Source organism: Ideonella sp. (genome assembly GCF_041914305.1).
Classification (GTDB): domain Bacteria; phylum Pseudomonadota; class Gammaproteobacteria; order Burkholderiales; family Burkholderiaceae_C; genus Ideonella.
Genome location: NZ_JAYSDQ010000004.1, coordinates 340,240 through 365,802, shown reverse-complemented (window position 1 = coordinate 365,802; position 25,563 = coordinate 340,240). Strand labels below are relative to the sequence as shown.

Below are 25,563 nucleotides of genomic sequence, written 5' to 3'. Positions count from 1 at the left end.
GGCGTGCGCGGAGCTGGCTTTGCCAGTCCGCTGCGCGAGCCCCCTCGGGGGGCAGGCCCCGGCAGGGGCCGTGGGGGCCTCTTATTCCACCGCCTTGACCATGTCCTCGACGACCTTCTTGGCGTCGCCGAAGACCATCATCGTCTTGTCCATGTAGAACAGCTCGTTGTCCAGGCCCGCGTAGCCGGCGGCCATCGAGCGCTTGTTGACGATCACGGTCTTGGCCTTGTAGGCCTCGAGGATGGGCATGCCGAAGATCGGCGAGCCCTTTTGCAGCGCGGCCGGGTTCACCACGTCGTTGGCACCGAGGATGATGGCCACGTCGGCCTGGCCGAACTCGCCGTTGATGTCTTCCATCTCGAACACCTGGTCGTAAGGCACCTCGGCCTCGGCCAGCAGCACGTTCATGTGGCCCGGCATGCGCCCGGCCACCGGGTGGATGGCGTACTTGACGGTGATGCCCTTGTGGGTGAGCTTCTCGGCCAGCTCCTTGACCGCGTGTTGCGCGCGCGCCACCGCCAGGCCGTAGCCCGGCACGATGACCACGGTTTCGGCGTTGCCGAGAATGAAAGCCGCGTCGTCGGCCGAACCGCTCTTGACGCTGCGCTGCTGCTGGTCGCCGGCCGCCGCGGCCGTGTCGCCCCCGAAGCCGCCCAGGATCACGTTGAAGAACGAGCGGTTCATCGCCTTGCACATGATGTACGAGAGGATGGCGCCCGACGAGCCGACCAGCGAGCCGGCGATGATCAGCATCGAGTTGTTGAGCGAGAAGCCGATGCCCGCCGCGGCCCAGCCCGAGTAGCTGTTCAGCATCGACACCACCACCGGCATGTCGGCGCCGCCGATCGGGATGATCAGCAGCACGCCGAGCGCGAAACCGAGCGCAGTGATCAGGCCGAAGTCCATCGCGCTTTGCGAGTGCCAGAAGCCGAAGCAGAAGAAGGCCGCGGCCAGGCCCAGTGCGGCGTTCAGCTTGTGCTGGCCGACAAACACCACCGGCTTGCCCTGGAACAGGCGGAACTTGTAGGTGCCGCTGAGCTTGCCGAAGGCGATCACCGAGCCCGAGAACGTGACCGCGCCGATGAACACGCCCAGCGCCAGCTCGATGCGGTTGCCGCCGGGGATCGGCTCGCCCTTGGCGACGATGTTGAAGGCCCAGGGCTCGGCCACCGCGGCGATCGCGATGAACACCGCGGCCAGGCCGATCATGCTGTGGAAGAAGGCCACCAGCTCGGGCATCTTGGTCATCTCGACGGTCTTGGCGCGCCAGGCGCCATAACCACCACCGACCACCAGGCCCAGCAGCACCCAGGCCATGCCCAGGCCGATGCCGCCGCCCAGCTTCACGATCAGCGCCGCGGTGGTCAGCATCGCGATCGCCATGCCGGTCATGCCGAAGACGTTGCCGCGGATCGACGTGGTCGGGTGCGACAGGCCTTTCAAGGCCTGGATGAAACAGACGCTGGCGATCAGGTACAGCAGCGTGACGAGGTTCATGCTCATGATCACTTCCCCTCGTTGGCCTTGGCCGGCGTCTTCTTTTTGAACATCTCCAGCATGCGCCGCGTGACGAGGAAGCCGCCGAAGATGTTGACCGCGGCCAGCGCCACCGCCAGCACGCCCATGCTCTTGCCCAGCGTGGTTTCGGTCAGCGCCGCGGCGAGCATCGCACCGACCATGACGATGGCCGAAATCGCGTTGGTCACCGCCATCAGCGGCGTGTGCAGCGCGGGCGTCACGGTCCAGACCACGTGGTAGCCGACGTAGATCGCCAGCACGAAGATGATCAGGTTGATGAGGGTGGGCGAAACAGTTTCCATGGCAGCTCTTGCTCTTCGTCAGGGGTCGAGGCGGGCGATGCGCACTTCAGGGGGCGCGGCGGAAATGAAGGTGATCGGCGGGAAGTCCATCCGGCCGCGGATGGAATAGACGCAGTCGCGCACACGCTGCGCCAGTTGCAGCGCAAAGGCCGCGTGGCGGTCGTCCACGTTGGACGGCAAGGTGTCGGCGGCGGGCGCCGCCAGCGGCCCGGGCGCGCCGGCGAAGTCGACATCGGCCAGCACCTCGACCGACATCAGCGCGCCCATGCGGCTGCCGACTTCGGCCGACGCCATCACCATCTCGTCGGGCGCACTCAGGCCACGCGCACGGGCCGCCCGGCCCCACGCGGTCTCGTCGCCGAACATGTCTTCGGCCGGGAACGGTGCGCTGGCATAGGCGCATTCCATGTCGTCCGGGTTGGCGCCGTTGGGGCGCACGGCCCACAGGCCCGCGTCGGTCGGCTTGCAGTCGCCCGACCACTGCACGAAGCCGCCGGCCCCACCCGCGGTGGCGGTGATGGTCACCAGCGCGTCGAGCCGGCTGCCCTGCACCAGCGCCAAGGTCAGCACCTCGGCCGGGATCGACCGCTGGTCGTTGACCTTGACCGCGTCGACCTGGTTGCGCGACAGGCTGACCCACTCGCCAGCCGGCAGCTGCACGGTGGCGCGCGCCACGTCGACCACCGTGTCGGCCGGCGCAGCCCACCCGCCCGTGACCACCATCGCGCCCAACCAGGCAGCGACGAAGCGTTTCATGCGCGCAGCACCTTGCCGTCACGCGTCATCAGGCAGGCGGCGACGATGTCGTCGTCCATCGGCACCTGGAAGCCGCCGTCCTTGGGCAGCACCAGCTTCAGAAAATCGAGCACGTTGCGGGCATACAGCGCACTCGCATCGGCCGCCACCAGCGCCGGCAGGTTGGTCTCGCCAACGATCGTCACGCCGTGCTTGACGACCGTGCGGCCGGCTTCGGTCAGCGGGCAGTTGCCGCCGGCCTCGCCGTTCGGGCCGGTCGGGCCCTTGCCGGCGGCGATGTCGATGATCACCGAACCCGGCTTCATCGACTTGACCATCTCTTCGGTCACCAGCACCGGCGCGGCGCGGCCCGGAATCAGCGCGGTCGAGATCACCACATCGGCCATCGCCACGCGCTTGGCCACCTCGACCTTCTGCCGCTCGAGCCAGCTCGGCGGCATCGGCTTGGCGTAGCCGCCCACGCCTTCGGCGGCTTCTTTCTCCTCGGCAGTCTCGTAGGCCACGTCGATGAACTTGCCGCCGAGCGACTCGACCTGCTCTTTCACCGAAGGCCGCACGTCGGACGCCTCGATCACCGCGCCCAGGCGCTTGGCGGTCGCAATGGCCTGCAGGCCGGCGACGCCGACGCCGAGGATCACGACCCGCGCCGCCTTCACGGTGCCGGCGGCCGTCATCAGCATCGGGAAGAACTTCTGGTACTTGTCGGCGGCCATGATCACGGCCTTGTAGCCGGCGATGTTGGCCTGGCTGCTCAGCACGTCCATGCTCTGCGCGCGGGTCGTGCGCGGCGCGGCCTCGAGCGCGAAGCTGGTCACGCCGGCCGCGGCCAATTGCGCCAGGCCGTCCTTGTCGAACGGGTTCAGCATGCCGACCAGCGCGGCGCCGGGCTTCATCAGCGCCAGTTCGTCGGCCGAGGGGCGCTGCACCTTCAGCACCAGCTCGGCAGCGAAAGCCGCGGCACGGTCGACGATCTGCGCGCCCACCGCTTCGTAGGCCGCATCGGTGGCGCTGGCAGCGACACCGGCACCCGACTGGACCTTCACGGCATGGCCCTGGGCCACGTACTTCTTCGCCGTCTCGGGGGTGACGGCGACGCGGGACTCGCCCGCCACCGTCTCGAGCGGAACGCCGATCAGCATGGAACTCTCCTCTTGACCCGGGAAGCGGCCCGTCATGGCAGGCCACGCGATTGTCCGGCGGCGAGCTTACCAGCCGAAGGCGTCATGAGGGCTTGGGGTCAGGCTCTAAGATTCGTCGCATGGGAGACAACAAGGTCCGCTGGAAGCCCAGCGTCACGGTCGCCGCCGTCGTCGCGCAAGACGGCCGCTACCTGCTGGTCGAAGAGATGACGGCCGAAGGCCTGAGGCTGAACAACCCGGCCGGCCACCTGGACCCGGGCGAATCGCTGGTCGATGCCGTGGTGCGCGAGGTGCTGGAGGAAACCGCCCGCCCGTTCCACCCCGAGGCCCTGGTCGGCGCCTACCTGGCGCGCTTTCGCCACGCGCGCAGCGGCGAGGACATCAGCTACCTGCGCTTCGCGATCTGCGGCGAGGTCGGCGAGGCGATCGCCGGCCGCGCGCTGGACGAGCCGGTGCAGCGCACGCTGTGGCTGACGCCGGCCGAGCTGCGCGCCTGCCCCGAGCGCCATCGCAGCCCGCTGGTGATGCAGTGCATCGAACACCACCTGGCCGGCGTGCGGGCACCGCTGTCGCTGCTGCATGCCGACGCCAGCCTGTACGGCCATCCGGCCACCTGATCGCCTCGACAAGCGCCCAGGCGCCACGAGGCCAAGCCCTTCGACGGACAATCCAGCGAGTTGTCCAGCTCGGGTGTGAAGGTGAATCAGCAAAAGCAGCGCGTGGTCGTGGGCCTGTCGGGCGGGGTCGACTCGGCCGTCAGCGCATGGCTGTTGAAGCAGCAGGGCCACGAGGTCGTCGGCATCTTCATGAAGAACTGGGAAGACGACGACAACGACGAGTACTGCTCGTCGCGGCAGGACTTTCTCGACGCCGCCTCGGTGGCCGACGTGATCGGCATCGAGATCGAGCACGTCAATTTCGCGGCCGAGTACAAGGACCGCGTGTTCGCCGAGTTCCTGCGCGAGTACCAAGCCGGCCGCACGCCGAACCCCGACGTGCTGTGCAACGCCGAGATCAAGTTCAAGGCCTTTCTCGACCACGCGATGCGCCTGGGCGCCGAGAAGATCGCGACAGGGCACTATGCGCGCGTGCGCGAAGACTCCGACGGCCGAGTCGAGCTGCTCAAGGGCCTGGACCCGCTGAAGGACCAAAGCTACTTCCTGCACCGGCTCACGCAAGCGCAACTCGCGAAGACGTTGTTCCCGGTCGGCGAGCTGCCGAAGACCGAGGTGCGCCGCCTCGCCGCCGAGATCGGCCTGCCGAACGCGAAGAAGAAAGACTCGACCGGCATCTGCTTCATCGGCGAGCGGCCTTTCCGCGAGTTCCTGAACCGCTACCTGAGCCACGCGCCCGGCCCGATCAAGGACGACCGCGGCCGCAAGCTCGGCGAGCACGTGGGCTTGAGCTTCTACACGCTCGGCCAGCGCCAGGGCTTGGGCATCGGCGGCGTGAAGGACAAGAAGGCTGCGCGCGGCGGTGGCGAGCACGCGCCCTGGTATGTGGCCCGCAAGGACCTGGCGACCAACACCTTGATCGTCGTGCAGGGCCACGAGCACCCGTGGTTGCAATACCGCTCGCTGCAGGCCGACGACCTGAGCTGGGTCGCGGGCGCCGCCCCGGCGCCGAGCCCCCTCGCGGCCAAGACCCGCTACCGCCAGGCCGATGCGCCTTGCACCGTGGCCGAGGCCACGGCCCACCACTTGCGGCTGGACTTTGCAGCCGATGCGCTGCAGTGGGCCGTCACGCCGGGGCAGTCGGCCGTGTTGTACGACGGCGAGGTCTGCCTGGGCGGCGGTGTGATCAGCACCGCCACGCTGGCCGCCGCCTGACGCAACCGATCAGAGCCCCACGAGGGCCAGCAACTCGGGGCCGGTCACGGCGCCCGCATGCTGGCCGACTTCGCCGGTCTTGCCATTGCGATAGACGATCAGCGGCACGCTGTCCGAGTTGAGCTGCTTGAACATCGAGGTGTTGGCCTTGACCTTGGCGATGACCTCGTCGTCGAGCGATGCCGCCACGGTGATGCCGTTGCCGTGGTTGGCCACGCTGGCCTCGTTCTCGTTCATCGCGGCGATCGGGTCGGCGGCCGACAGGATCGTGGCGCCTTGCGACAGCGACTGCGGGCGCAGGAACGCCACCGGGATCCAGACGACCTTGAGCTGCCCGGCCACGGCCTGCGCGTTCTGCCACAGGTGGGCGCAATGCGGGCAGGTGGTGTCGAAGAACACGTAGGCCGTGTGCGACGACATGATCGGGCCGGTACTGAAACCATTGCCGGTGGCCGCCAGCACATAGGCGTCTTGCGCGGTGCTGATCGCTGGGTCGTTGGCGCCGGCGGTGCTGGCCGCCGCGGTGGGTGTGGTGGCCGGCGCGTTGGCTGAAGCGGGGGAGGCGGTCGTGCCGGCGGGCTTCTGGCAAGCACTCAACCCGATCAGCGAGGCCAGCGCGGTCAAGGCAAAAAGGCGTCGTTGCATGGCAAGTGGTTTGGTTGGGGTGACAAGAGGTGGTGAGTCGGCCCAAGCCTCGGCGGCCCCGGCCTGTGCCACACACAGACGCCGGCGGGGCCGGATTGGTTCCATCGCCTCAGAGGTTGAGAGTTTTTCGGCCGTGCCCGAAAGGCGCGTCAAGGCGCGCCGGATCGAGGCGCAAAGCACAGCCATAGCTCGGGCTATGGCGAGCATTTGCAACGAAGAGGCGGGGCGTTTTGGCGCGCAAGGCGGGCATGGGTGAAAGACTCTCAACCTCTCAGGGGTTGAACACCGGCATGGCGCTCGATGCGGCGGGGGTTGGCGTTGGCGCTGGAGCCGGCGGCGATGACGCCGCACCGGCCGGCGCCAAGGCCTCTGCCTCGAAGCCGATGCGCTCGACCGCGCCGCCTTCGGCCCATTCGCTGTAGACCCACTCGCCGTCGCGCTGGGTCACACCTTCGGGCGCCGGGTCGGCCACCACCGGCACATGGGCCAGCGCGACGCGCATGTAGTCGAGCCAGATCGGCAGTGCCAGGCCGCCGCCGGATTCGCGGCTGCCCAGGCTCCGGGGCTCGTCGTAGCCGACCCAGGCGATGCCGACCACGCCGGGCTGGAAACCGGCGAACCAGGCATCGACCGCGTCGTTGGTGGTGCCGGTCTTGCCGTACAGGTCGTCGCGCGGCAGCGCCGCATGCGCGCGCGCCGCGGTGCCACTGGTGACCACCTCGTGCAACAGGCGGCGGGTGATGAACAGATTGCGCGCCGGCAGCACGCGGGCGTCTTCTTCCAGGGCCGGCGCGGCCGGCGCCTCGTAGACCAGCTTGCCGTCGGCGTCGGTGATGCGCTCGATGACCTGCGGCGTGACGCGCCAGCCGCCGTTGGCCATCATCGCGTAGGCCCCGGCCAGCTGCAGCGGCGTGGTGCTGCCGGCACCCAGCGCCATGGTCAGGTTGTCGGGCTGCTTGTCGGGGTCGAGCCCGAAGTTCGCGGCCCAGGCCCGCGCGGTGTCGATGCCGATGTGCTGCAGCAGCCGGATGCTGACCGCGTTCTTCGAGCGCGCCAGCGCCTGGCGCAACGTCAGCGGGCCGTCGAACTGGCCGTCGGAGTTCTGCGGCCGCCAGCCGGTCGGGCCGGTGCCATCGGGCAGCGCCAGTTCGGCGTCGTTGACCAGCGTGGCCGGCATCACGCCATGCTCCAGCGCGGCCGAATACAGAAAAGGCTTGAAGCTGGAGCCGGGCTGGCGCCAGGCCTGCGTCACGTGGTTGAACGGCTGGCGCGCGAAGTCGAAGCCGCCGACCAGCGCCCGCACGCGGCCGTTGGTCGGCTCCAGCGCGACGAACGCCGCTTCGGCCGCGGGCCACTGGGCGATCGCCCAGCCGACCTTGTCGAGCTTTTGCACCCGCACGATCGCGCCACGCTTGATCGCCAGCGACGCCTTGGCCTTGGGCGACAGCGCCGGCAACGCCCAGCGCAGCCCTTCGCCCGCGAGCTTGATCTGCTCGCCGCTGGCCAGCTGCAGTTGCAGCTCTTTCGGCGCGGCATGCAGCACGATCGCGACGCGCAACTCTTCGTCGTCGCGGTGCTCCTTCAGCGCCTGGGCAGCGGCCCGTTCCTGCTCGGCATCGCTGCCGTCATCGGGCAGGTCTTCGTTGTCTTCGGGGCCGCGCCAGGGCTGGCGGCGCTCGTGCTCGAGCAGGCTGCGCCGCACACCGGCCCAGGCCGCCTGCTGCTCGGCCGCGACCAGCGACGTGACGACCTTGTAGCCCTTGGTATAGGCCTGCTCGCCGAAGCGTTCGACCACCGCCCGGCGCGCCATTTCAGCCACGTGTTCTGCGTGCACCTCGACCGACAGCTGCGATCGGATCAGCAGCTTCTCGTCGCGCGCGGCCTTCCACTCGTCGTCGGTGATCTGGCCCAGGTCGCGCATGCGGCCCAGCACCTGGCGCTGGCGGTTCTGCGCGGCGTTGAAGTTGGTGATCGGATTGGCACCGTTCGGGTTCTGCGGCAGCCCCGCCAACATCGCCACCTCGGCCACCGACAACTTGTCGAGCGGCTTGCCGAAATAGGTGCGCGCCGCCGCGCCGAAACCGTAGGCGCGGTGACCGAGGTAGATCTGGTTCAGGTACAGCTCGAGAATGTCGTCCTTGCTGAGCTGGCGCTCGATGCGCATCGCCAGCAGCGCCTCTTTGAACTTGCGCTCGAAGGTCCGGCGCTGCGACAGAAAGAAGTTGCGCGCCACCTGCTGCGTGATGGTCGAGGCGCCCTCGCGGCGCCCCCGCAGATTGGCCAGCGCCGCACGCGCCACGCCGCGCCAATCGATGCCGCTGTGGTCACGAAACCGCGTGTCCTCGATCGCGATCACCGCGTCTTGCAGCCGCTTCGGCACCTGCGCGATCGGCAGATAGATGCGCCGCTCGGCCCCGAACTGCGCGATCTCGACGCCGTCGCGCGTCAGCACCGTCAAGGGCTGGCGGGGTTGGTAGTCGGTGACGCGGTCGAGCGCCGGCAGGTTGGGCAGCGTGAGCGCGATGGCCACGCCGAGCACCAACGCAGCGACGACCAACCCCGCGCCTCCCAGCAACGCCCAGGCGCGCCAGTTGCGCCCGCCGCGCCAGTCGGCCCAGGTCGGCCAGGCCAGGGCGCCACGCTGCCTGCGCAGCAACGCGGGCGCCCTGCGCCGCTCGTGAAATAGTGGAAGCATCGTGGCGGCGATTATCAACAGGCGGCGCACGTGGCCGGTTCGGCCCGCGACAGGTGGCCCGTGCCGCCGGCTCTTGCGCATAGCATGCGGGCGGCGCAGCACGCGCTGAAGCAGAAAAGGCCATCGCATGCCCGCCTGGTTGATCGCCCTGAACCGCCACGTCCCGATCCGCTACCTGGCGCTGCTGGCCTGTGCCTTGATGCTGCTGCTGGGCGGCTTCGCCTGGGTCGGCTTCGGCCAGTGGAAGGCCGTGGCGCTGATCGGCGGGCTCGGCGTCGTGATCGGCCTGCGCGACCTGCGGCAGACACCGCGCGCGGTGCTGCGCAACTACCCGGTCATCGGGCACCTGCGCTACCTGCTCGAGTTCGTGCGGCCCGAGATCCGCCAGTACTTCATCGAGAGCGACAACGAGGCTGCGCCGTTTTCGCGCCAGCAGCGCAGCCTGGTCTACCAGCGCGCCAAGGGCGACCCGGACAAGCGCCCGTTCGGCACCCAGTTGGATGTGCACAAGGAAGGCTACGAGTGGATCAATCATTCGCTGCAACCCACCACGCTGGCCGGCCATGACTTTCGCGTGACGATCGGCGAGGGCTGCGCCCAGCCCTACAGCGCCAGTGTGTTCAACATCTCGGCGATGAGCTTCGGCGCGTTGAGTGCGAACGCCATCATGTCGCTGAACGCGGGCGCACGGAAGGGCGGCTTCATGCACGACACCGGCGAGGGCTCGATCAGCCGCTACCACCGCGAGCACGGCGGCGACCTGGTGTGGGAGATCGGCTCCGGCTATTTCGGCTGCCGCAACGACGACGGCAGCTTCAGCGAAGAGCGCTTCGCCGCCAACGCCGTGTCGCCGCAGGTCAAGCTGATCGAGCTGAAGCTGTCACAAGGCGCCAAGCCTGGCCACGGCGGCGTGCTGCCCGGCCCAAAAGTGACGGCCGAGATCGCGGCCGCGCGCGGGGTGCCCGAGGGCGTCGACTGCATCTCGCCATCGGCCCACAGCGCGTTCTCGACGCCGGTCGGCATGCTGCAGTTCATCGACAAGCTGCGCACACTGTCGGGCGGCAAGCCGACGGGCTTCAAGCTGTGCATCGGCCACCCGTGGGAATGGTTCGCACTGGCCAAGGCGATGGTCGAGACCGGCATCACGCCCGACTTCATCGTCGTCGACGGGGCCGAAGGCGGCACCGGCGCGGCACCGCTCGAGTTCACCGACCATGTCGGCGCGCCGATGCAAGAGGGCCTGCTGCTGGTCCACAACACGCTGGTCGGCCTGAACCTGCGCGACAAGGTCAAGATCGGCGCCGCCGGCCGCATCGTCAGTGCCTTCGACATCGCCCGCGCGATGGCGCTCGGCGCCGACTGGTGCAACTCGGCCCGCGGCTTCATGTTCGCCCTCGGCTGCATCCAGGCCCAGAACTGCCACACCGGCGAATGCCCGACCGGCGTGACGACGCAAGACCCCATCCGCCAACGCGCCTTGGTCGTGCGCGACAAGACCGAACGCGTCTGGCGTTTTCACCAGAACACGATGCATGCGCTGCAAGAGCTGGTCCAAGCCGCCGGCCTGACCCACCCCAGAGACATCAGCGCCAACCACATCGTGCGCCGCATCGCCGGCGACCAGGTGCGGCTGCTGGCCCATCACCTGAGCTTTCTGAAGCCGGGTGAGTTGTTGGCGGCCGAGCGCGGCGAGGCGCCGTGGCCACACGCGGTGTTTGGGATCTACTGGCCGATGGCCACGCCGGACGCTTTTGCACCGACGCCGCCATAAGCCCGCAGCCGTCAGACCAGCAGCGTGTGCACTGCCACGTCTACAGGGCGACCCACCAACGGCTCGGCCCACGGCAGATGAGCGCTCGATGCATGAAGCGCTCCTGACGAATCGAAGCAGGCCATGGCCTGGATCAGACGAGACGCGTCGAGCGGATGCCGATGTCCACCGTTCTGGTCCAACAACAACTCACTGCTCGGGTCGCCGAATCGACGGCGTCCCGGCGATTCACTCATCAGGCTGGTGCCAGGATAGGGTTTGGCCAATGCTTCGATCTCGGCCGCCGTCTTCGTCATGCTGCCGTTGGCGAACACGAACTCTTCGACCTGGTAGTCCGTCGAGAGATACCAGTCGTCAATGCGCAGCTTGCTGCCGGAATACTGGCTGTCTTTCCAGGTCACCAGCAGATCATCGCCGTCTCTCCAAAAGTAGAAAGCGTCCAGTGCCTTGTTGCCAAACCACACTTTGTCATGCACTGCGGAAGTCTCACCCACGCCATCGCTGTCGAATTCCTGGATCGTGTCGCTCGCAGCTGCCGGCGCGGTGAAGTAGTACGTATCGGCGCCCGTCCCGCCAATCATCGTATCCATGCCGGCAATCATGTCGACACCGCCAGCTTCGAACGTATCGTTGCCAGCGCCACCAATCAAAGTGTCCCGCCCGCTGCCGGCGCCTCCGATCAGCGAATTGGCGAACTCATTGCCCTCGATCCAGTTGTTCAGCGCATTGCCTGTGCCGTTGATCGCACCACCGCTTGACTCCAGCTGAAGCCATTCGACGTTGCTGGCCAGACTGACCGAGCAGGTCGCGTACACGCTGTCGTAGCCACCGTTCGATGCCTCGATAACGAGGTCGGCGCCAATGTCAACGTAATAGTCGTCATCGCCCTCGCCGCCGCTCATCGTGTCGGTGCCGGTGCCCCCGTCCAGCCAGTCGTAGAACGCTCCACCGGTGATCGAATCGTTGCCAGCTTCTCCATACATGTAGATTCGGTCCCCGAATGGACCGCTGTCGACCGTGGTCGTCAGCGTGTCGTCTCCATCCCCGCCGTACAACTCCGTTTGAACGAAGTCAGCTGTCAACGTGTCATTGCCACCGTAGCCAAGGACCAGGTTACCTTCAGCGTTGTCGTGCAGATTGTCGTCACCTGCGGTCCCTTCGACAGTGCGCCAAACCGTCTCGATCTTGTGTCGGTCCCACACCGTGCCATTGGCAAACTCGATGCGATCGATGAAGGCATTCGTATTGGTATCGGGGTCAGAATCCCCGCTCAAGCTGTCTTGACTGACAAAGATTTCATCTCCAGTCTTGTTACGAATGTACAGCCCCCCCGCCCAATCCCACTCCAGCGTCAGATCAGATTCCGAAACAGAGCTGTCGAAAGCGATCACGTTCGGCGCGCCATCCACTTCGAGTCGCGAAGAACTGTTTACGCCGCCAAATCCAAGCATGTTCGATTCGTTGAGCGTGTCGTGCCCCCATCCAGCCGAGAACACATAACGGTCAGAGCCGCGCCCCCCGCAGAGAACGTCATTGCCCGTGCCGCCCACCAACGTGTCGTTCCCGTCACCGGCCACCAGTGTGTCTCGACCCTTGCCGCCTTCTTGCTGCTGCGCCACTGCACCGCCTGCAATGTAGTCGTTGCCATCACCGCCTGATTGTGTTGCGCCAACGCCTGTCACAGCGATGAGCAGGTCGTCCCCTGCGGTAGCCGTGGAGTAGCTGCTCTTGCCGACCGCTTTCGCCATTTGCTCGCCCGCGATGAAGGCGCCGCCGAACTGCAGCCAGCCTACGGACGACACCACATTGTTGCTGGTGTCACTTTCGAAGAACGAGCGCACCTCGAGCTGATCAGCACCCCCGAGCGAGATGGCGAGCGCGCTTCCGCTGCGATTGAACCTGAGCGTCGCCGTGTCGATATCGGCATCCAACTGCACAACCATCGCTGTCGACGACTGGGCCTGGGCAGACGGCAGGACGCGACCATCGTTGTAGGGATCCACCTGATGGGTCCAGTCCCACAGCCGGCTGTCCAACAACGTTGCTACGTCGCTGCCTGAGCCCCGCCCCAATCGAATGTATTGCCCCGCGGCTTGCCCCAGCTCGTAGGTATCGCTTCCTGCGCCACCATCCAACCAATCCCTACCAACGCCGCTGACCAAGGTGTCGTTGCCTGCGCCTCCCGAGAGTGTTGCCTGCCCGTAGCCGGGGTTGTTTTGATCGACCAGTAAGTCGTCGCCGGCGCCACCGTCCAGAACAACTTGAGCCTGCCAAGCCTGCAAAGAGCCCGCTGGGCCACTGATCGCATTGGCGTTGCCGTCACCTGTAACGACGATGTCTCCCTCGACCTGGAAATCGAGCACCAGGCGCTCGCAATTCGCAAACGTGCTCACGTTCACCACGCCGTCGACCACGATTGAGGCGCTGGTCAGTACGACCGTGTCTAAGCCCTGGCCGGCTGACTCGTGTACCACGTCGCCCGCACCGAGCCTATAGACGTCATCGCCCAGACCTGCGTAGAGGTGATTCGCGGCAGAGTTGGCGGTCGCGTCCATCAGGTTAGCGGCATCAGTACCGTAACCTGACACCGCGGTGGTCCCCGTCAGGAGCAGGCCCTCGATGTGGCCGGGCAACGTATACGTGATGTTGGTGGATACATAGTCATGGTCGTGGTCATTCACATCGACGACCGAATCTTCCAACCGGTCCACGGTGAACGTCTGGTTGCCGCTGCTGCCAACCATAGTGTCTGCACCTGCACCACCGTCCACACGGCTGCGCACGGAGTCGTCCACGTCAATGCGAATGTAGTTGCCCAGAGCATTGCCGTGGTATTCACGATCGAAGCGCTCATCGTCGCCGCGATTGAAGACGTAGTAAGTGTCGTACTGGACGATCATGTCCTCGACATTGGCTTCCAGGTCACGGTAGGCATGGTTGGTCTTGAGCACATCGTGCCCTGCATCGACGGCTTCAATGATGTGGTCAGGCGCGGGTGAGTACTCCCCGCCAGGGGTGGAATCGCGGTCGACGTAGGTGTCATCCCCCAGTCCGCCAGCCATGGTGTCCTGGTTATCCTTGCCATCCAGAAGATTGTCACCGTCGTTACCGACCAGTTCGGTTCGGCCCAAGCCCGAGTCGCCGTAGGCCCACAGGTCGAGTACGCCAGTCAACTCCAGACGCTCGACGTTCGCTGGCACTGTCAACGAGATGCTGGATCGGATGGTGTCATGGTCGCCCCACTTGTTGTCCTGCACGGTGTCGTACACGTCGTCGACCACGAACACGTCGTCACCCGCCGTACCCACCATGGCGTCCACGGTAGGTGCCGTGCCGACCCGGGCGAGGATGTCAGCGTAGGTCCAAACCGTGCCGTCTGAAAACTCAAAACGTTCGACAGAGCAGGTCCCGTCCAGCTGGAAGAACTCACGCAACCACGTTTCGGCACCTGTCATGGCATTCCTGAACACCAGCGAATCTTCGGCATTGAGCTGCCCTTCCAGGTCTCCGCCCAAGCGAAACAGCTGCAGGTCGGCGGGTCGGATCCCTTCCACAAAGCGAACGGTGTCCTGCCCGTCGTCTCCGTGCTCCCAGACCAAGTCATTGCCGGCATCCGCCCCTATTTCAAAGACGTCGTTGCCGTCATGCCCGCACATCCAGTCGTTGCCGCGGCCACCGATCAGGGTGTCGTTACCTTCGAAGCCATACAAACTGTCATTGCCGTCCAGCCCCAACAGCATGTCGGGCACCGTGTTGGACGTAGAGCCTTGCAAAACGTCGTCGCCCGCCGTACCTACCTGCTTCACGCCATTGAGATCGCCGCCCGCCCAAACAACGTCCGGAGCGGAGACAAAGCGCACCTCTGAGATCTGGCTCAAGCCATCGGCAGCGTATTGGTTCGCCAACTCGATGGTGAAGCTTTGCAGATCTATCGCCGGTGAGTGAATCTCAAGCACAAGGCTTGACCCGACCACCTTCTTCGTCACATGTTCGGGCAGGATGCCTGCAGCCAAACAAACGACGTCACCCTCGCTGTGGCCCCAAACCTGCACTTTGCGTGTGGCCCCCGGCGCCGATGCGGCACCCACTCGATACACATCGGTCCCAGCCCCGCCTTCGAGCGTGTCTGCCGCACCTAAGTCGTCGATCAGCTCATCGTTACCCGCTTGGCCGAACAACTGATCGCTGCCTGCGCCGCCAATCAGCGTGTCGTTGCCATCGCCGCCACCGATGCTGTTCGCACCAGCATTGCCCGTCAACACATTGGCGCCCGCGTTGCCGGTGACTGAAAGGTTGGCGCTGCCCGTCAGCGTCGCATTCTCGACGTTGGCAAACCAGGTATTCAACAGGTTCAGCGTGATGGTCCCGCTGGTGATGGTATCGGTGCCTTCGTTGGCGTTTTCATTGGCACGGTCCGTGGTTTCACTCAATACATAGGTGTCGTCGCCCTTTCCACCTGCCATGACATCGACCCCAAGGCCGCCATCGAGTACGTTGGCCGCGTCATTCCCGGTCAGGGTGTTGATGCCAGAGTTACCGGTGGCGGCGATAGCCTGCGAGCCCGTGAGGGTGATGTTCTCGACGTTCGCGAACTTGGCGTCCAGCAGGCTGATGCTGAAAGCCACGCTGAGGGTGTCAGTGCCGGCATTGACAGCCTCCGTCACCGTGTCATTGACGGTGTCGAGCACGTAGGTGTCGTCACCGAGTCCGCCATCAAGCACATCGTTGGCCAAGCCACCGTCGAGGGTGTCGTTGCCACCGGCGCCCACGAGTTTGTTGACGCCTTTGTTGCCAGTCAGTCGATTGTTACCGTCATTGCCGGTCGCATCGATGGCGATGTTGCCGCCAGTGAGCAAGACGTTTTCAATATTCGTGTACTTGACGTCGGTCAGCGTCAGCGTAAATCCCGCCTCCACGGTGTCATTGCCGTAGCCATCCCCTTGCTCGACGACCTGATCCCCCAGCGCACTCAGCACGTAGGTGTCGTCGCCCTTGCCTCCGATCATCCGGTCGTTGCCAGCCTTGCCGTCCAACCGGTTGTTGCCGTCATTGCCGGTCAGCAGGTTGTCCAGCGCGTTCCCGTTGCCATCAATGTTCGCCACGCCGGTCAGCGTCAGATTCTCGACGTAGCTGGCCAAGTTGGTGGAGATGGTGAAGTTCGCTTCGACGGTGTCGGTGCCTGCGTCGGAGACCTCAGTCACCACGTCGTTGGTGCTGTGCAGGACGTAGGTGTCGTCGCCGGCGCCACCCTTGAGCTGATCCGTTCCGCCGTTCCCGTCCAGCGTGTCGTTGCCCCCCAGCCCAGACAGAATGTTGTCGCCCGTGGTCCCTGTGATCAGGTTGTTCAGCGTGTTGCCTGTTCCGTTCAGCTTGCCAGCGCCGGTCAGCACCAGGTTTTCGATGTTGTCGCCGAGGGCGTTGATGGTGACGCTCGCTTTGACGGTGTCGATGCCACCATCGGCCAGCTCGTTGATGGTGTCCTGGGCGGCCAACTGCCCGTCGGGCGACACCTGCGCACGGTCTACCGGAATGGCGACGCGCCGATGCGTCCACAGCCCGTCACCCGCTCGCCACGGGTTGAAGGCGAAGTCTTCGTATTCGAAGACCGGGATGCGCGGCCGGGCCTGCTGCTGCAAGCCTGCAGCGCCGATGATGTAAGTGTCATTGCCTGCGCCGCCGTCGAGGACATCCACGCCTGCCCCACCATCGAGCGTGTCGTCACCCGCGCCGCCGCGCAAGGTGTTGGCCTGTCCATTGCCGGTGATCTGATTGTTCAGATCGTTGCCCGTGCCTTCGACAGCCAAGTCCTTGAGCACCAGGTTCTCGACTTCGTTCAGCGAATCCAGGCTGAAGGAGATGGTGCTCTCTACCGAGTCCGCTCCTTGCCCGTACCCCTCGACGATCACATCGCTCAGAGAATCCACCACATAGGTGTCATTTCCTGCGCCGCCCTCCAGCCGGTCCACACCCGCGCCACCATTCAGCCGATTGTTGGCGTCGTTGCCGACGAGTTCGTTGTCCAGATCATTGCCCGTGGCGTCGATCGCCGAACTGCCGGTCAACTCCAGCCGTTCGACTTGGGTGGACAAGGCGGCCAGGCTCGCCGAGATCTCGGACTGCACAGTGTCCACGCCCTCGTTGGCGAGTTCGGTGATGGTGTCACCGGTGCCGAAGACGTACAGGTCGTCGCCCGCGCCGCCAATCAGCTTGTCGTTGCCGCCGCCGCCGAACAAGGTGTCGTTGTCGGCCAGCCCCGTGAGGGTATTGTCGCTGTCATTGCCAATCAGCTGATTGGCGAGCGCGTTGCCTTTTCCCGTCTTGGCGGTGCCGAGCAGCACCAGGTTCTCCACCTCGTTGGCCAGGTTGCCGCCGCTCGAAAACCACTGCTTGACAGTGTCCTGCGTGCCACCGCCGACCAGCTCGCTCACCGTGACGCCCGCCGTGGTCAGCTCATAGACATCGTTGCCGGCGCCACCGACGAGTTTGTCGTCGCCGCCGCCGTTGTCCTTCAACACGTTGTCCAGCGCGTTGCCCGTCAGGGTGAAGGCGCCGGTGGAGGTCAGCTCGCCGTTCTCGACGTTGTCGGTCAGCGTCCACGAGGCAGCGACCTTGACGATATCGGTGCCTTCGTTGGCGAACTCCGTGACGGTGTCGCCGGCAGCGTTGAGGATGTAGGTGTCGTCGCCGGCCCCGCCACGCATCGCGTCGTTGCCAAGACCGCCATCGATGACGTTGCTGGCGGCGTTGCCGGCGATGGAGTTGTCCAGCGTGTTACCGGTGCCGTTGATGGCGGCGTCGCCGACGAGTGTCAGGTTCTCCACGAAGCCGGCAAGCGCACCGCTCAGGGTGACCGAGGTTTCCACCGTGTCGAGGCCTTGGCCGGACAACTCTTGCACCGAGGCCGAAGCATCGCTCAGCTGGTAGATATCGTCGCCCTTGCCGCCCTTCAAGGTGTCTTGACCACCACCACTGACCAGGGTGTCCGCGCCCAGATCACCGGCCAGCGTGTTCTTGCCGCTGTTGCCCACCAGCCGGTTGTTGGCGGTGTTGCCGGTGGCACTGAAATCTCCTGTGCCGGTCAGCGTCACGTTCTCGACGGCTCCAAACGAGCCGGAGAGCGTGACATCGAACGCCGCGAGCACGGTGTCGATGCCCTGGCCGGCCGCTTCGGTGAGTTGGTCGGTTTGCGAGTCCATCACATAGGTATCGTCGCCAGCACCGCCCTCCATCGCGTCGTTGCCGAGACCACCATCGAGCGTGTCGCTGCCCTCACCGCCCTTCAGCGTGTTGATGCCGGCGTTGCCCGTGATGACGTTGGCCGCTGCATTGCCGGTGCCGCTGAAGTTGCCTGAGCCGTCGAGCGTCAGGTTTTCGAAGTTGGCGTACTGCGGGAGGCTCAGGTCCAGCGTGCCGGCGAAGACGATCGTGTCCGCGCCGCCGTTGGCCTGCTCGGTCAGCGTGTCACCGGCATCCATCTTGTAGGTGTCGTCGCCCAGGCCGCCGATCATGACGTCGTTGCCGGCTTGGCCGTTGAGGACGTTGTTGCCGTCGTTGCCGGTGAGGGTGTTGACGTTGGCGTTGCCGATGGCGTCGACCCAGGCACCGCCTGCCAGGGTCAGGTTTTCCAGCGTGGCGCCGAGGGTCCAGCTGATTGCTGACAGAACGGTGTCGGTGCCAGCGCCGGTCGCCTCCACGATCTGGTCGCCTTCGCTGTCGACGAAGTAGGTGTCGTCGTCGGCGCCGCCTTGCAGCACGTCTTCGCCGCCGCCACCAATCAGCGTGTCCTTGCCCGCGTTGCCGGTGATCGTGTTGGCGCTGGTGTTGCCGATCAGCACGTTGTCACCCGTGGTGCCGATGAGGTTGAACGTACCGGTGCCTTCGAGCAAGGTGGCGTTTTCGATGTTGGCAAACTGGGCCAGCGTCAAGTCGACCGTGCCGGCGAACTGCACCGTGTCGTTGCCTCCGCCCGCCAGCTCCGTCGTCTTGTCGCTCGTGCTGCTCATCACATACACGTCATCGCCCAGGCCCCCTTCCATCGTGTCGGTGCTGGCGCCGCCATCCAGTGTGTCGTTGCCCTCTCTGCCGTAGAGCTGGTTGCTCGACGTGTTGCCGGTGAGCACGTTGTTCAGCGCATTGCCGGTGCCGGTTGTGCCGCTGGTCAGCGTCAAGTTCTCGACGTTGGCAATGTTGAGCAGCGAAGCGCTGGTACCGATCTTGATGGTGTCGTTGCCGGCATCCAGGGCCTCCGTCACGATGTCGCTGGTCGAACTCAGGACGTAGGTGTCGTTGCCCGCACCGCCTTCCATCGTGTCGGTGCTCAAGCCACCGTCCAGCGTGTCATTGCCATCCAGGCCGTACAGCTTGTTGGAGCTGCTGTTGCCTGTGATCTCGTTGTCCATCGCGTTGCCGGTCGCGATCGAAAGGCTGCCGGCTGTGGCAGTGAGAACCAGGTTTTCGATAGCGGCCCCCAGCGTGAAGGACACGTCCGACGTGACCTTGTCCACGCCACCGTGGTCATATTCGACGACGACTTGCCCGGCCTTCTTAACGAAGTACTGGTCATCACCCCATCCGCCGTTCAGCGTGATCGTGCCCGTGCTGGCCGTCAGCGTGTCATTGCCCGAGCCGCCGTACAACGCCGATGTGCCGGTTGCAGCGATGAGGCTCACCGGCTTCCAGAAGTTCAGCTGCAGCCACTCGGCAAAGCCAGTGGCGTCATTGGTCTGCGCGGCCTGGGCGGACTGGGTCTCGCCCTGGCTGCTGTCGCCCACGAAGTACAGCTCGCTGGCACCGCCTTTCAGCCCCCCTTCGATGATCAACTGCTGACCCTCGCCGAAGGTCAGCGTCAGGTCGCCGCCCGATTCGTCGACCTGCGTGGCCGAACCGCGGATGTAGATGGAGTTGCTGCCTTCGGTGTCGCTGATTCGCTCTGCCACACCGATCGTCAAGCCGGTGGTGTCGATGTAGTAGCTGTCGTTGCCTTCACCGCCCATCAGGACATCGGAGCCCGAACCGCCTTCGAGCACGTCGTCGCCAACGCCACCTACCAGCACATCGTCGCCGTCACCGCCGCTGAGCGTGTCATTGCCCAAGCCGCCCAGCACCGTGTCGTTGCCGGCCTCGCCGAAGACGGCGTCATCCCCGCCCATGGTGGAGGTGCCGTCGATGCTCGATTCATCGCCGCCAGCGACCCAATCATCGCCTTCGCCCCCGAGGACGGTGTCGTCGCCCCACTGGCCTTGCAGGGTGTCGTTGCCAGCACCTCCGTCCATGTCGTCGTTGCCATGGAATTCCTGCCCGAGCGAGGCGTCGTCGCCCCACATCCGGTCGTCGCCCTCACCGCCATCGAGCGTGTCGGCCTTGCCGCCACCTGTCAGCTGATCATTGCCGGCACCACCTTCCAAGACGTCTGCACCGTGGTGCTGGCCAGCCAGCGTTGCGTTGTCGCCATACAGCTGGTCGTTACCGTCGCCGCCGATCAACGAGTCCTGGCCGCCGTCACCCGTCAGCAGGTCGGCGCCATCCCCGCCGTCCAGCGTGTCCGCCCCGTGGTCTGCACCATCGATGTCGTCCGAGTCACCGCGTAGCTGGTCGTCACCCGCGTCTTCGCCACCAAACAACCAATCGTTTCCACCGTCGCCTTGCAAGGTGTCGTTGCCGACGCCGCCGTCGAGCGAGTCGCTACCGTGAAACTCCACTTTGGTGTCTTTGGAGTCACCCAGCAATTGGTCGTTGCCATCGCCGCCTTCCAGCCAGTCGGCCTCGCCATCGCCATACAGCTTGTCATTGCCTTCGCCACCATCGAGCGAATCCATCCCGTGGTATTGCCCGTCGAGTGCGTCATCGCCGGTGAAGGCAGCATCGCCGCGCAACGTGTCACTGCCCAGGCCGCCGATCAGCGTGTCATGCCCGCCGTCACCCGAGATCTTGTCGTCGCCAGCCCCGCCGTCCAGTTCATCGTCACCGTGATAGATGCCGTCAAGCCTGTCGAAGTCGCACACGAACAGCGACCAGTCGCCGTACATCTCGTCGTTGCCGTCGCCACCCGTCAGTGCATCGTCCATAGCGTCGCCGCTCATGGTGTCGTTGCCGGCGCCACCATCCATCTGGTCATAGCCCTGATCGGCGCCCATCACCGTTTCGATGTGGCCGGCATAGTCGATGCCGTCGCCGGCCATCCAGTCGTCACCGGCGCCGCCGGACAAGGCGTCGTCGCCTGCCAGGCCGCGCAGGTTGTCGTCGCCCGTGTCGCCGAAGATCGCATCGTCGCCCCAGCTGCCGGCGACCAGATCGTTGCCCGCGCCGCCTTCGACCACGTCGCCGCTGGTGTCCTTCGCATCGCCAGACACCGCGGAGTATTCGGTACCGTCGGGCTGCTGGTAGGTCGGCCGTATCGCGCCACCGACGTAAGGGTCATAAACGCCCCAGGTTTCGGCCTTCGCCCAGGCTTTCAGGCCACCAACCGCCGCCCAATCAGGGTCGTGGGTGTTCACCGGCGAGTACACGGCCAGCGTTGAAGACGACAAGATGACATCGTTGCCGTCGCCGCCCTGGAGGTAGTCGTGGCCTGCTCCGCCGGCCAGCAGGTCATTGCCATCGCTGCCCTTGATCTGGTCGTTGCCACCTCCACCGTCCAGCGCGTCGTTGCCGCCCTTGCCGTCCATCTCGTCGACTCGCTGTCCCCCGTTGCTGGAGATGACATCGTTGAAACCAGCCTCAGCTTCGCCATGCTCCAGGTACCCGCCCAGGAACGGCTGCCAGGTTGTCTTCTCCCATTCGTAGCGACCTTTGTCATCGATCGGTGCGCGGACGTCACCGAAGTACTGCCCCACCACCGCGCCGTTGTCCTTCAGCGTCAGGTCCAGCGCGTTGCTTTCCGCTGGTGCGGCGGCGAGCCGGTTCATGCCAAGCGCCGCCGTGCTCTGCCATGTGGCCGTCACATGCAAGGTCTTGTCAGCGTCGATCGCATCGGCCCCGATCAGGGCGAAGCTCAGTTCGGTCTGACCCTCCTCGAGCTCCAGCACCGTGTCGCCGCTGATCTCGATCACCTTGCCGTCGGCAATCAGCTTGGTTTTGCCCGCACTACCTGCGACCTTGATGGTCAAGGTGTCGCCTTCGCTGGCGCCCTGGTTCAGGTAGATGGTGAAGTTCTGCCCGGTGCGCTCGGCGGCCTCGGCTTTGACGGTCTGGACGTTGTCTTTGTTGAAGTCCCACGCGTTGTCGACGTCGAACGGGCCTCCCCCGTTGTCCAGCGGAGCCAACGACGTACCGCTGCTTGCGGCGGCGATCACCAGGGCTCGCTGGGGCTCCAGCTTGATGCCCAAGTAGCCTTCGTCGCTCAGACCTTGGTCAAGGTCGAAATTCCGCACAATGATGGCGTTGCCGTCGAAGCCCGTCTCTGCGTGAATAGAAAGGCTCTTGCCGGTGAGCGACCGCGAATCATCGATGACTTCCAGCACCAGCAGCTTGCCGTCCCCCAGCTTAGCGACCCAGCGGCTGTTGCCTGCACAGCGGGTCTCGGCAATGACTTGGCCGTTGACGCGAATGCCGCCTTCCCAGTCGCTATCAATCACCACGTCAAGACCGTAGCTTCCGTCAAAGACATATGTGTCCTTGCCGAAACCACCGGTCAGCGTGTCATCGCCTCGCTGGCCATTGAGCACATCGTCCCCAGCGTTGCCTTCCAGCCGATCGTTCGCCTGGCCGCCGGTTACCGTGTCCGCGCCTGCACCGCCATAGAGGTGCTGACTGTTGTCGCCCTCTGGGTCGTTGAGTGGCCCCAGGGATTCCGCGTCGCTGGAGCCAAACTGAATGAGGACGGGCGGGTGCCGGCCAATTACAGTGACTTCACGGCCTGTGGACACATCGCTTGCGAGGATGGCTTGAGGAAGAATCGCTGAAACAGCGGTGGCAGGCGCATTGGCTAGGTTGGCTTGCACCGCTGCGGTGAGGTACGCAGCCCGATCCTGAAGGTATTCGAAACTGAAGTTGGCCAAGCCGGCTTCACGCTGCTTGTCAGACAGTTGGTGATCTCCAACCCAATTCTGGTAGTCATTTCCCCAGACCTTCGCCAGTGCAAGCTCTACCACCTGCGTTGGCAACGCCCCCTCATTGGGCTTGATGGTGATCGGTGATCCCGACAGCAAACATGCCAATGCCGAAAAATCGTCAATCGCCCGCCCGGCCAGGTCTATTGACGCAGGCAACATTTGCACCTGTCCCTGTATGGCTCTGAATGCGTCACTGGCCACCAGCGCGCTCAAGGACGCGTGCAGAGTGTGATTGCGGTCGTCAATCGACGCCCACGTGCCACCTTCGTTTCGATCGCGATGTTCTGAGTCGTTGTACAGCTTGCTGTCGGTCGGCTTGGCCAGCGGGTTGACCAGCAGGCGTGTCAGCCCGTCGACCGCGCTCTCGAGCGTGTCACCATCGCACTGCCCTTGCGTCGGAAAGTGCGACGCTGGCGAGCTGTTTGACGCCGACTTGAGCACACTGCTCAACGCGGCGAGGCTTCCGGCGAGCGCGGGGTCTAGCTTTGCAAGCGCCTGTTGCACAGCCAAGGAGTCCTGCAACAACACCAAGCTGTGCGTGTCGCCGAAATCATTTTTGCTGAAGTTGTCGACCAGCAGCTTGACACCAAGATTCCACAATGACTCAAACAGCGCTCCTGTAACGACCAATCCTCTGGCGTCCGGCTGGTCCTCGATAAAGACGGGAGTGCTTGTACCGTGGTGGTAGTTCGAGTGCGACACGGCGGACCAGCGAGAATCGGCCAGTATGTCCACAATGTTGTCTCGAACTTCATCCCGAGGGCCGCGGTTCTCCCATAGGTTCTCGGCGTTCTGCGAAACCGTCAGGCCGTGCGTAAACGTAGTCGCGTAAAGAGCTGCGATTTGGTAATTGAGGTTCAAACCTTCGATTTCCGGCGCCGAGATCTGTTTCGGTGCCTTACCCGGCGAGTTGGAAATTCCGGCGACATAGTCGATCTCGTCTTGAATGGCCTTGATCCTGCTGAGTGCGTTGTGCAGAAGTTCGCAATCGGCCGGCGGCTGCTGTGTGTAGATCACGTTGCCCAACGCGTCGGTGATCACCGTCGGACTGCCCATTGCGCCGGACCGCACCAAGACTTCGTTGGTCAGCTTCCCGCCCTTCTGCAAGATCGGGCGCAATTCCTCATAGAGTGCCTTCGCCGCTGGCGTCGTGAACAAGTAGCCAAGATCACTAGCGGGATCTCGTTTGCTCTCGAAGAGGTCGATAACCTCTTTCAACGTATGTCCAGGTAGGACTTGCCCGACGCCCGCGCCATTGATCGTGTAGACCTTGCCCACCTCAGAGCGGTGCATCTGCTCGAATGCAGTCGCCAAATGGCCACCCAGGGAGTACCCCGTGACCGTCAAATTTGCGCCACCGGTAAGCGGTCTGACCTTCTCCGCGTACCACTTCTCAAGATCGGCCAACTGCCCTACGGCGAAACCCGTCGCCTTGATTTCGAGGTCGTTGGTCGCCTTGTTGTCCCGCACTGCGTCGTCGATGAACTCGGTCGAACGGCAGCTCATGACGTATTCGTGAGTGCGAGTGTTGTAGAAGAGCGTCCCGCTGAATCCGGTTCCCGTGTTCTTCTTGTGATCTGCGATCACCCAGCCTTGGTCGACCATCTGCCGAGAGATTTCCAGAGGCGTTCGACTCGCACGCTCGTTGCCCTTGTCGGCCCAATCTCCCAGCCCTGTCGGGATCTCGGTTCCGGTGATTCCCGTGGCCTCTGCAAACATCTGCAGGTTCACATAGGTCTGATAGTCGGCAATTGTGTTGTTCATCGAGCCTCTCCTCTCGTTGGCTGAAGGACTTTGAATAGGAACGCCGTCTTCTCGGCATGCCGCGGCGCAAGGCCGGAATCGGTATTGGCGTCAGCAGGGGCCGCCGGGCAACTGTTGTGGGCAGCGAACGACCACGGATCCCTAAAGCCGGCGGTCGAGCCCAATCCCCGGTCCATCATGTAGCCCACGCGCCTCGCGATCACTTCATTGGTCTGCAAATCGATCACGCTGGTCGTTCCGCCGGCAATCCAGTTCTCCCGGTCTTCTCGCGTGGACACGTCGTCCCAGGTGATGCCGTATCGCGCGGAAAAGTTGACGATGGCCCGACGCTGCATGGCAAAGTCAAAGATGTCTTCACCTGGATCGACGCCGCGGTCGTTGCGCGTGGCGATCGCGCGGTCCTCGGGCGACCGCTTGCCGGTGGCGAATACCCCTGCTACGTATCGATAACGCTGGCTATCGCGCGAGTCCGCAGCCTCCACGAACTCATATCCGTTTTCCGGCAAGCGCAGCTTGTTCAAGTCGCGATTGGGGACCACAAACGTCGAGCGCAGCAATTGCTTGATGCAGGACTCATCGCCGCAGTCCCGGCCGTACGGGTCATACAGACCGTATTGGTAGTCGACATCATTCTTGCCACTGCCGTCGCGCCACTTCATCCACGCCACACCCTTTACATCGGGAACGGTCTTGTAGATGAACTCGCCCGCCGTTTCGCAGCGCTTCTTGAACAGCGTGTCGGCCTTTTCATAGCGAGCTCGAAATTCCGTGCGCTCCTTCCACACGTCGAAAGCGCGCCAGCCAATGAGGGCGGCAGGAATACCCAGCATCACGCACAGCACCTTCGCCCCGCTGGACCACTTTTCTCGCGTCGTCTTGCGTTTGCCCACGCGAGATACGACCCACCACACCGTGGCCAACAGCCACAGCGAGATTGCTGCATTTCCGATCCAGCGAAGAACGTCCCCGAAAGGGGTTAGATCCAGTGGGGTCCCTGTCAACATTTCCGACGTCTCCTCATTCTTGGTGCAGCAGCGATCTACCGTGCAACCGGGCATTCTCACGGCCGGCTTGGCGGTCCCATCCCTCGCTTT

11 protein-coding genes are annotated in these 25,563 nt (G+C 64.6%); 3 read left to right on the top strand and 8 right to left on the bottom strand.

Features of this window, described 5'->3' with window-relative positions:
• Positions 1–81 precede the first annotated feature (81 nt).
• Genes ACE3SG_RS08030 through ACE3SG_RS08015 form a run of 4 tightly spaced genes read right to left on the bottom strand, consistent with a single transcriptional unit; the run spans position 82 to position 3,715 of the window.
• Positions 82–1,503 (bottom strand): NAD(P)(+) transhydrogenase (Re/Si-specific) subunit beta, encoded by a 1,422-nt coding sequence (locus ACE3SG_RS08030; protein WP_374563918.1) that lies wholly within the window; start codon positions 1,501–1,503, stop codon positions 82–84.
• A 2-nt stretch (positions 1,504–1,505) separates the two neighbouring features.
• Positions 1,506–1,820, bottom strand: a complete 315-nt coding sequence (locus ACE3SG_RS08025) for an NAD(P) transhydrogenase subunit alpha (protein WP_374563916.1) — start codon at positions 1,818–1,820, stop codon at positions 1,506–1,508.
• An 18-nt stretch (positions 1,821–1,838) separates the two neighbouring features.
• Positions 1,839–2,576, bottom strand: a complete 738-nt coding sequence (locus tag ACE3SG_RS08020) for a hypothetical protein (protein ID WP_374563914.1) — start codon at positions 2,574–2,576, stop codon at positions 1,839–1,841.
• Positions 2,573–3,715 carry a Re/Si-specific NAD(P)(+) transhydrogenase subunit alpha gene (locus ACE3SG_RS08015; RefSeq protein WP_374563912.1) on the bottom strand — a complete coding sequence of 381 codons (1,143 nt, stop codon included), beginning with the start codon at positions 3,713–3,715 and terminating at the stop codon, positions 2,573–2,575. Before ACE3SG_RS08015 ends, ACE3SG_RS08020 begins: the two co-directional genes overlap by 4 nt.
• A gap of 119 nt (positions 3,716–3,834) precedes the next feature.
• On the opposite strand from ACE3SG_RS08015, the gene ACE3SG_RS08010 reads away from it, so the two are divergent.
• A complete protein-coding gene (locus ACE3SG_RS08010) occupies positions 3,835–4,332 on the top strand; it encodes an NUDIX hydrolase (RefSeq protein WP_374563911.1) in 498 nt (165 codons plus the stop codon).
• 81 nt (positions 4,333–4,413) lie between these two features.
• Positions 4,414–5,544 (top strand): tRNA 2-thiouridine(34) synthase MnmA, encoded by a 1,131-nt coding sequence (gene mnmA, locus ACE3SG_RS08005; protein ID WP_374563909.1) that lies wholly within the window; start codon positions 4,414–4,416, stop codon positions 5,542–5,544.
• Between the two features lie 9 nt (positions 5,545–5,553).
• On the opposite strand, the gene ACE3SG_RS08000 is transcribed toward mnmA, so the two are convergent.
• Together ACE3SG_RS08000 and ACE3SG_RS07995 are read right to left on the bottom strand one after the other, a co-directional pair.
• On the bottom strand, positions 5,554–6,189 hold the full coding sequence (locus tag ACE3SG_RS08000) for a thioredoxin fold domain-containing protein (protein WP_374563908.1): 636 nt from the start codon (positions 6,187–6,189) through the stop codon (positions 5,554–5,556).
• Positions 6,190–6,460: 271 nt separating this feature from the next.
• Complete coding sequence (locus ACE3SG_RS07995) at positions 6,461–8,884, bottom strand: penicillin-binding protein 1A (RefSeq protein WP_374563906.1); 2,424 nt, start codon at positions 8,882–8,884, stop codon at positions 6,461–6,463.
• Positions 8,885–9,011: 127 nt separating this feature from the next.
• Here ACE3SG_RS07995 and ACE3SG_RS07990 point away from each other — a divergent pair, with 127 nt between their 5' ends.
• Positions 9,012–10,655 (top strand): FMN-binding glutamate synthase family protein, encoded by a 1,644-nt coding sequence (locus tag ACE3SG_RS07990; RefSeq protein ID WP_374563904.1) that lies wholly within the window; start codon positions 9,012–9,014, stop codon positions 10,653–10,655.
• A gap of 11 nt (positions 10,656–10,666) precedes the next feature.
• Here ACE3SG_RS07990 and ACE3SG_RS07985 read toward each other — a convergent pair whose 3' ends face one another.
• Positions 10,667–24,469, bottom strand: coding sequence for a calcium-binding protein (locus ACE3SG_RS07985; RefSeq protein WP_374563902.1), 13,803 nt, complete (start codon positions 24,467–24,469; stop codon positions 10,667–10,669).
• Complete coding sequence (locus tag ACE3SG_RS07980) at positions 24,466–25,473, bottom strand: hypothetical protein (protein ID WP_374563900.1); 1,008 nt, start codon at positions 25,471–25,473, stop codon at positions 24,466–24,468. The genes ACE3SG_RS07985 and ACE3SG_RS07980 overlap by 4 nt, the downstream gene beginning before the upstream one ends.
• Positions 25,474–25,563: the final 90 nt, after the last annotated feature.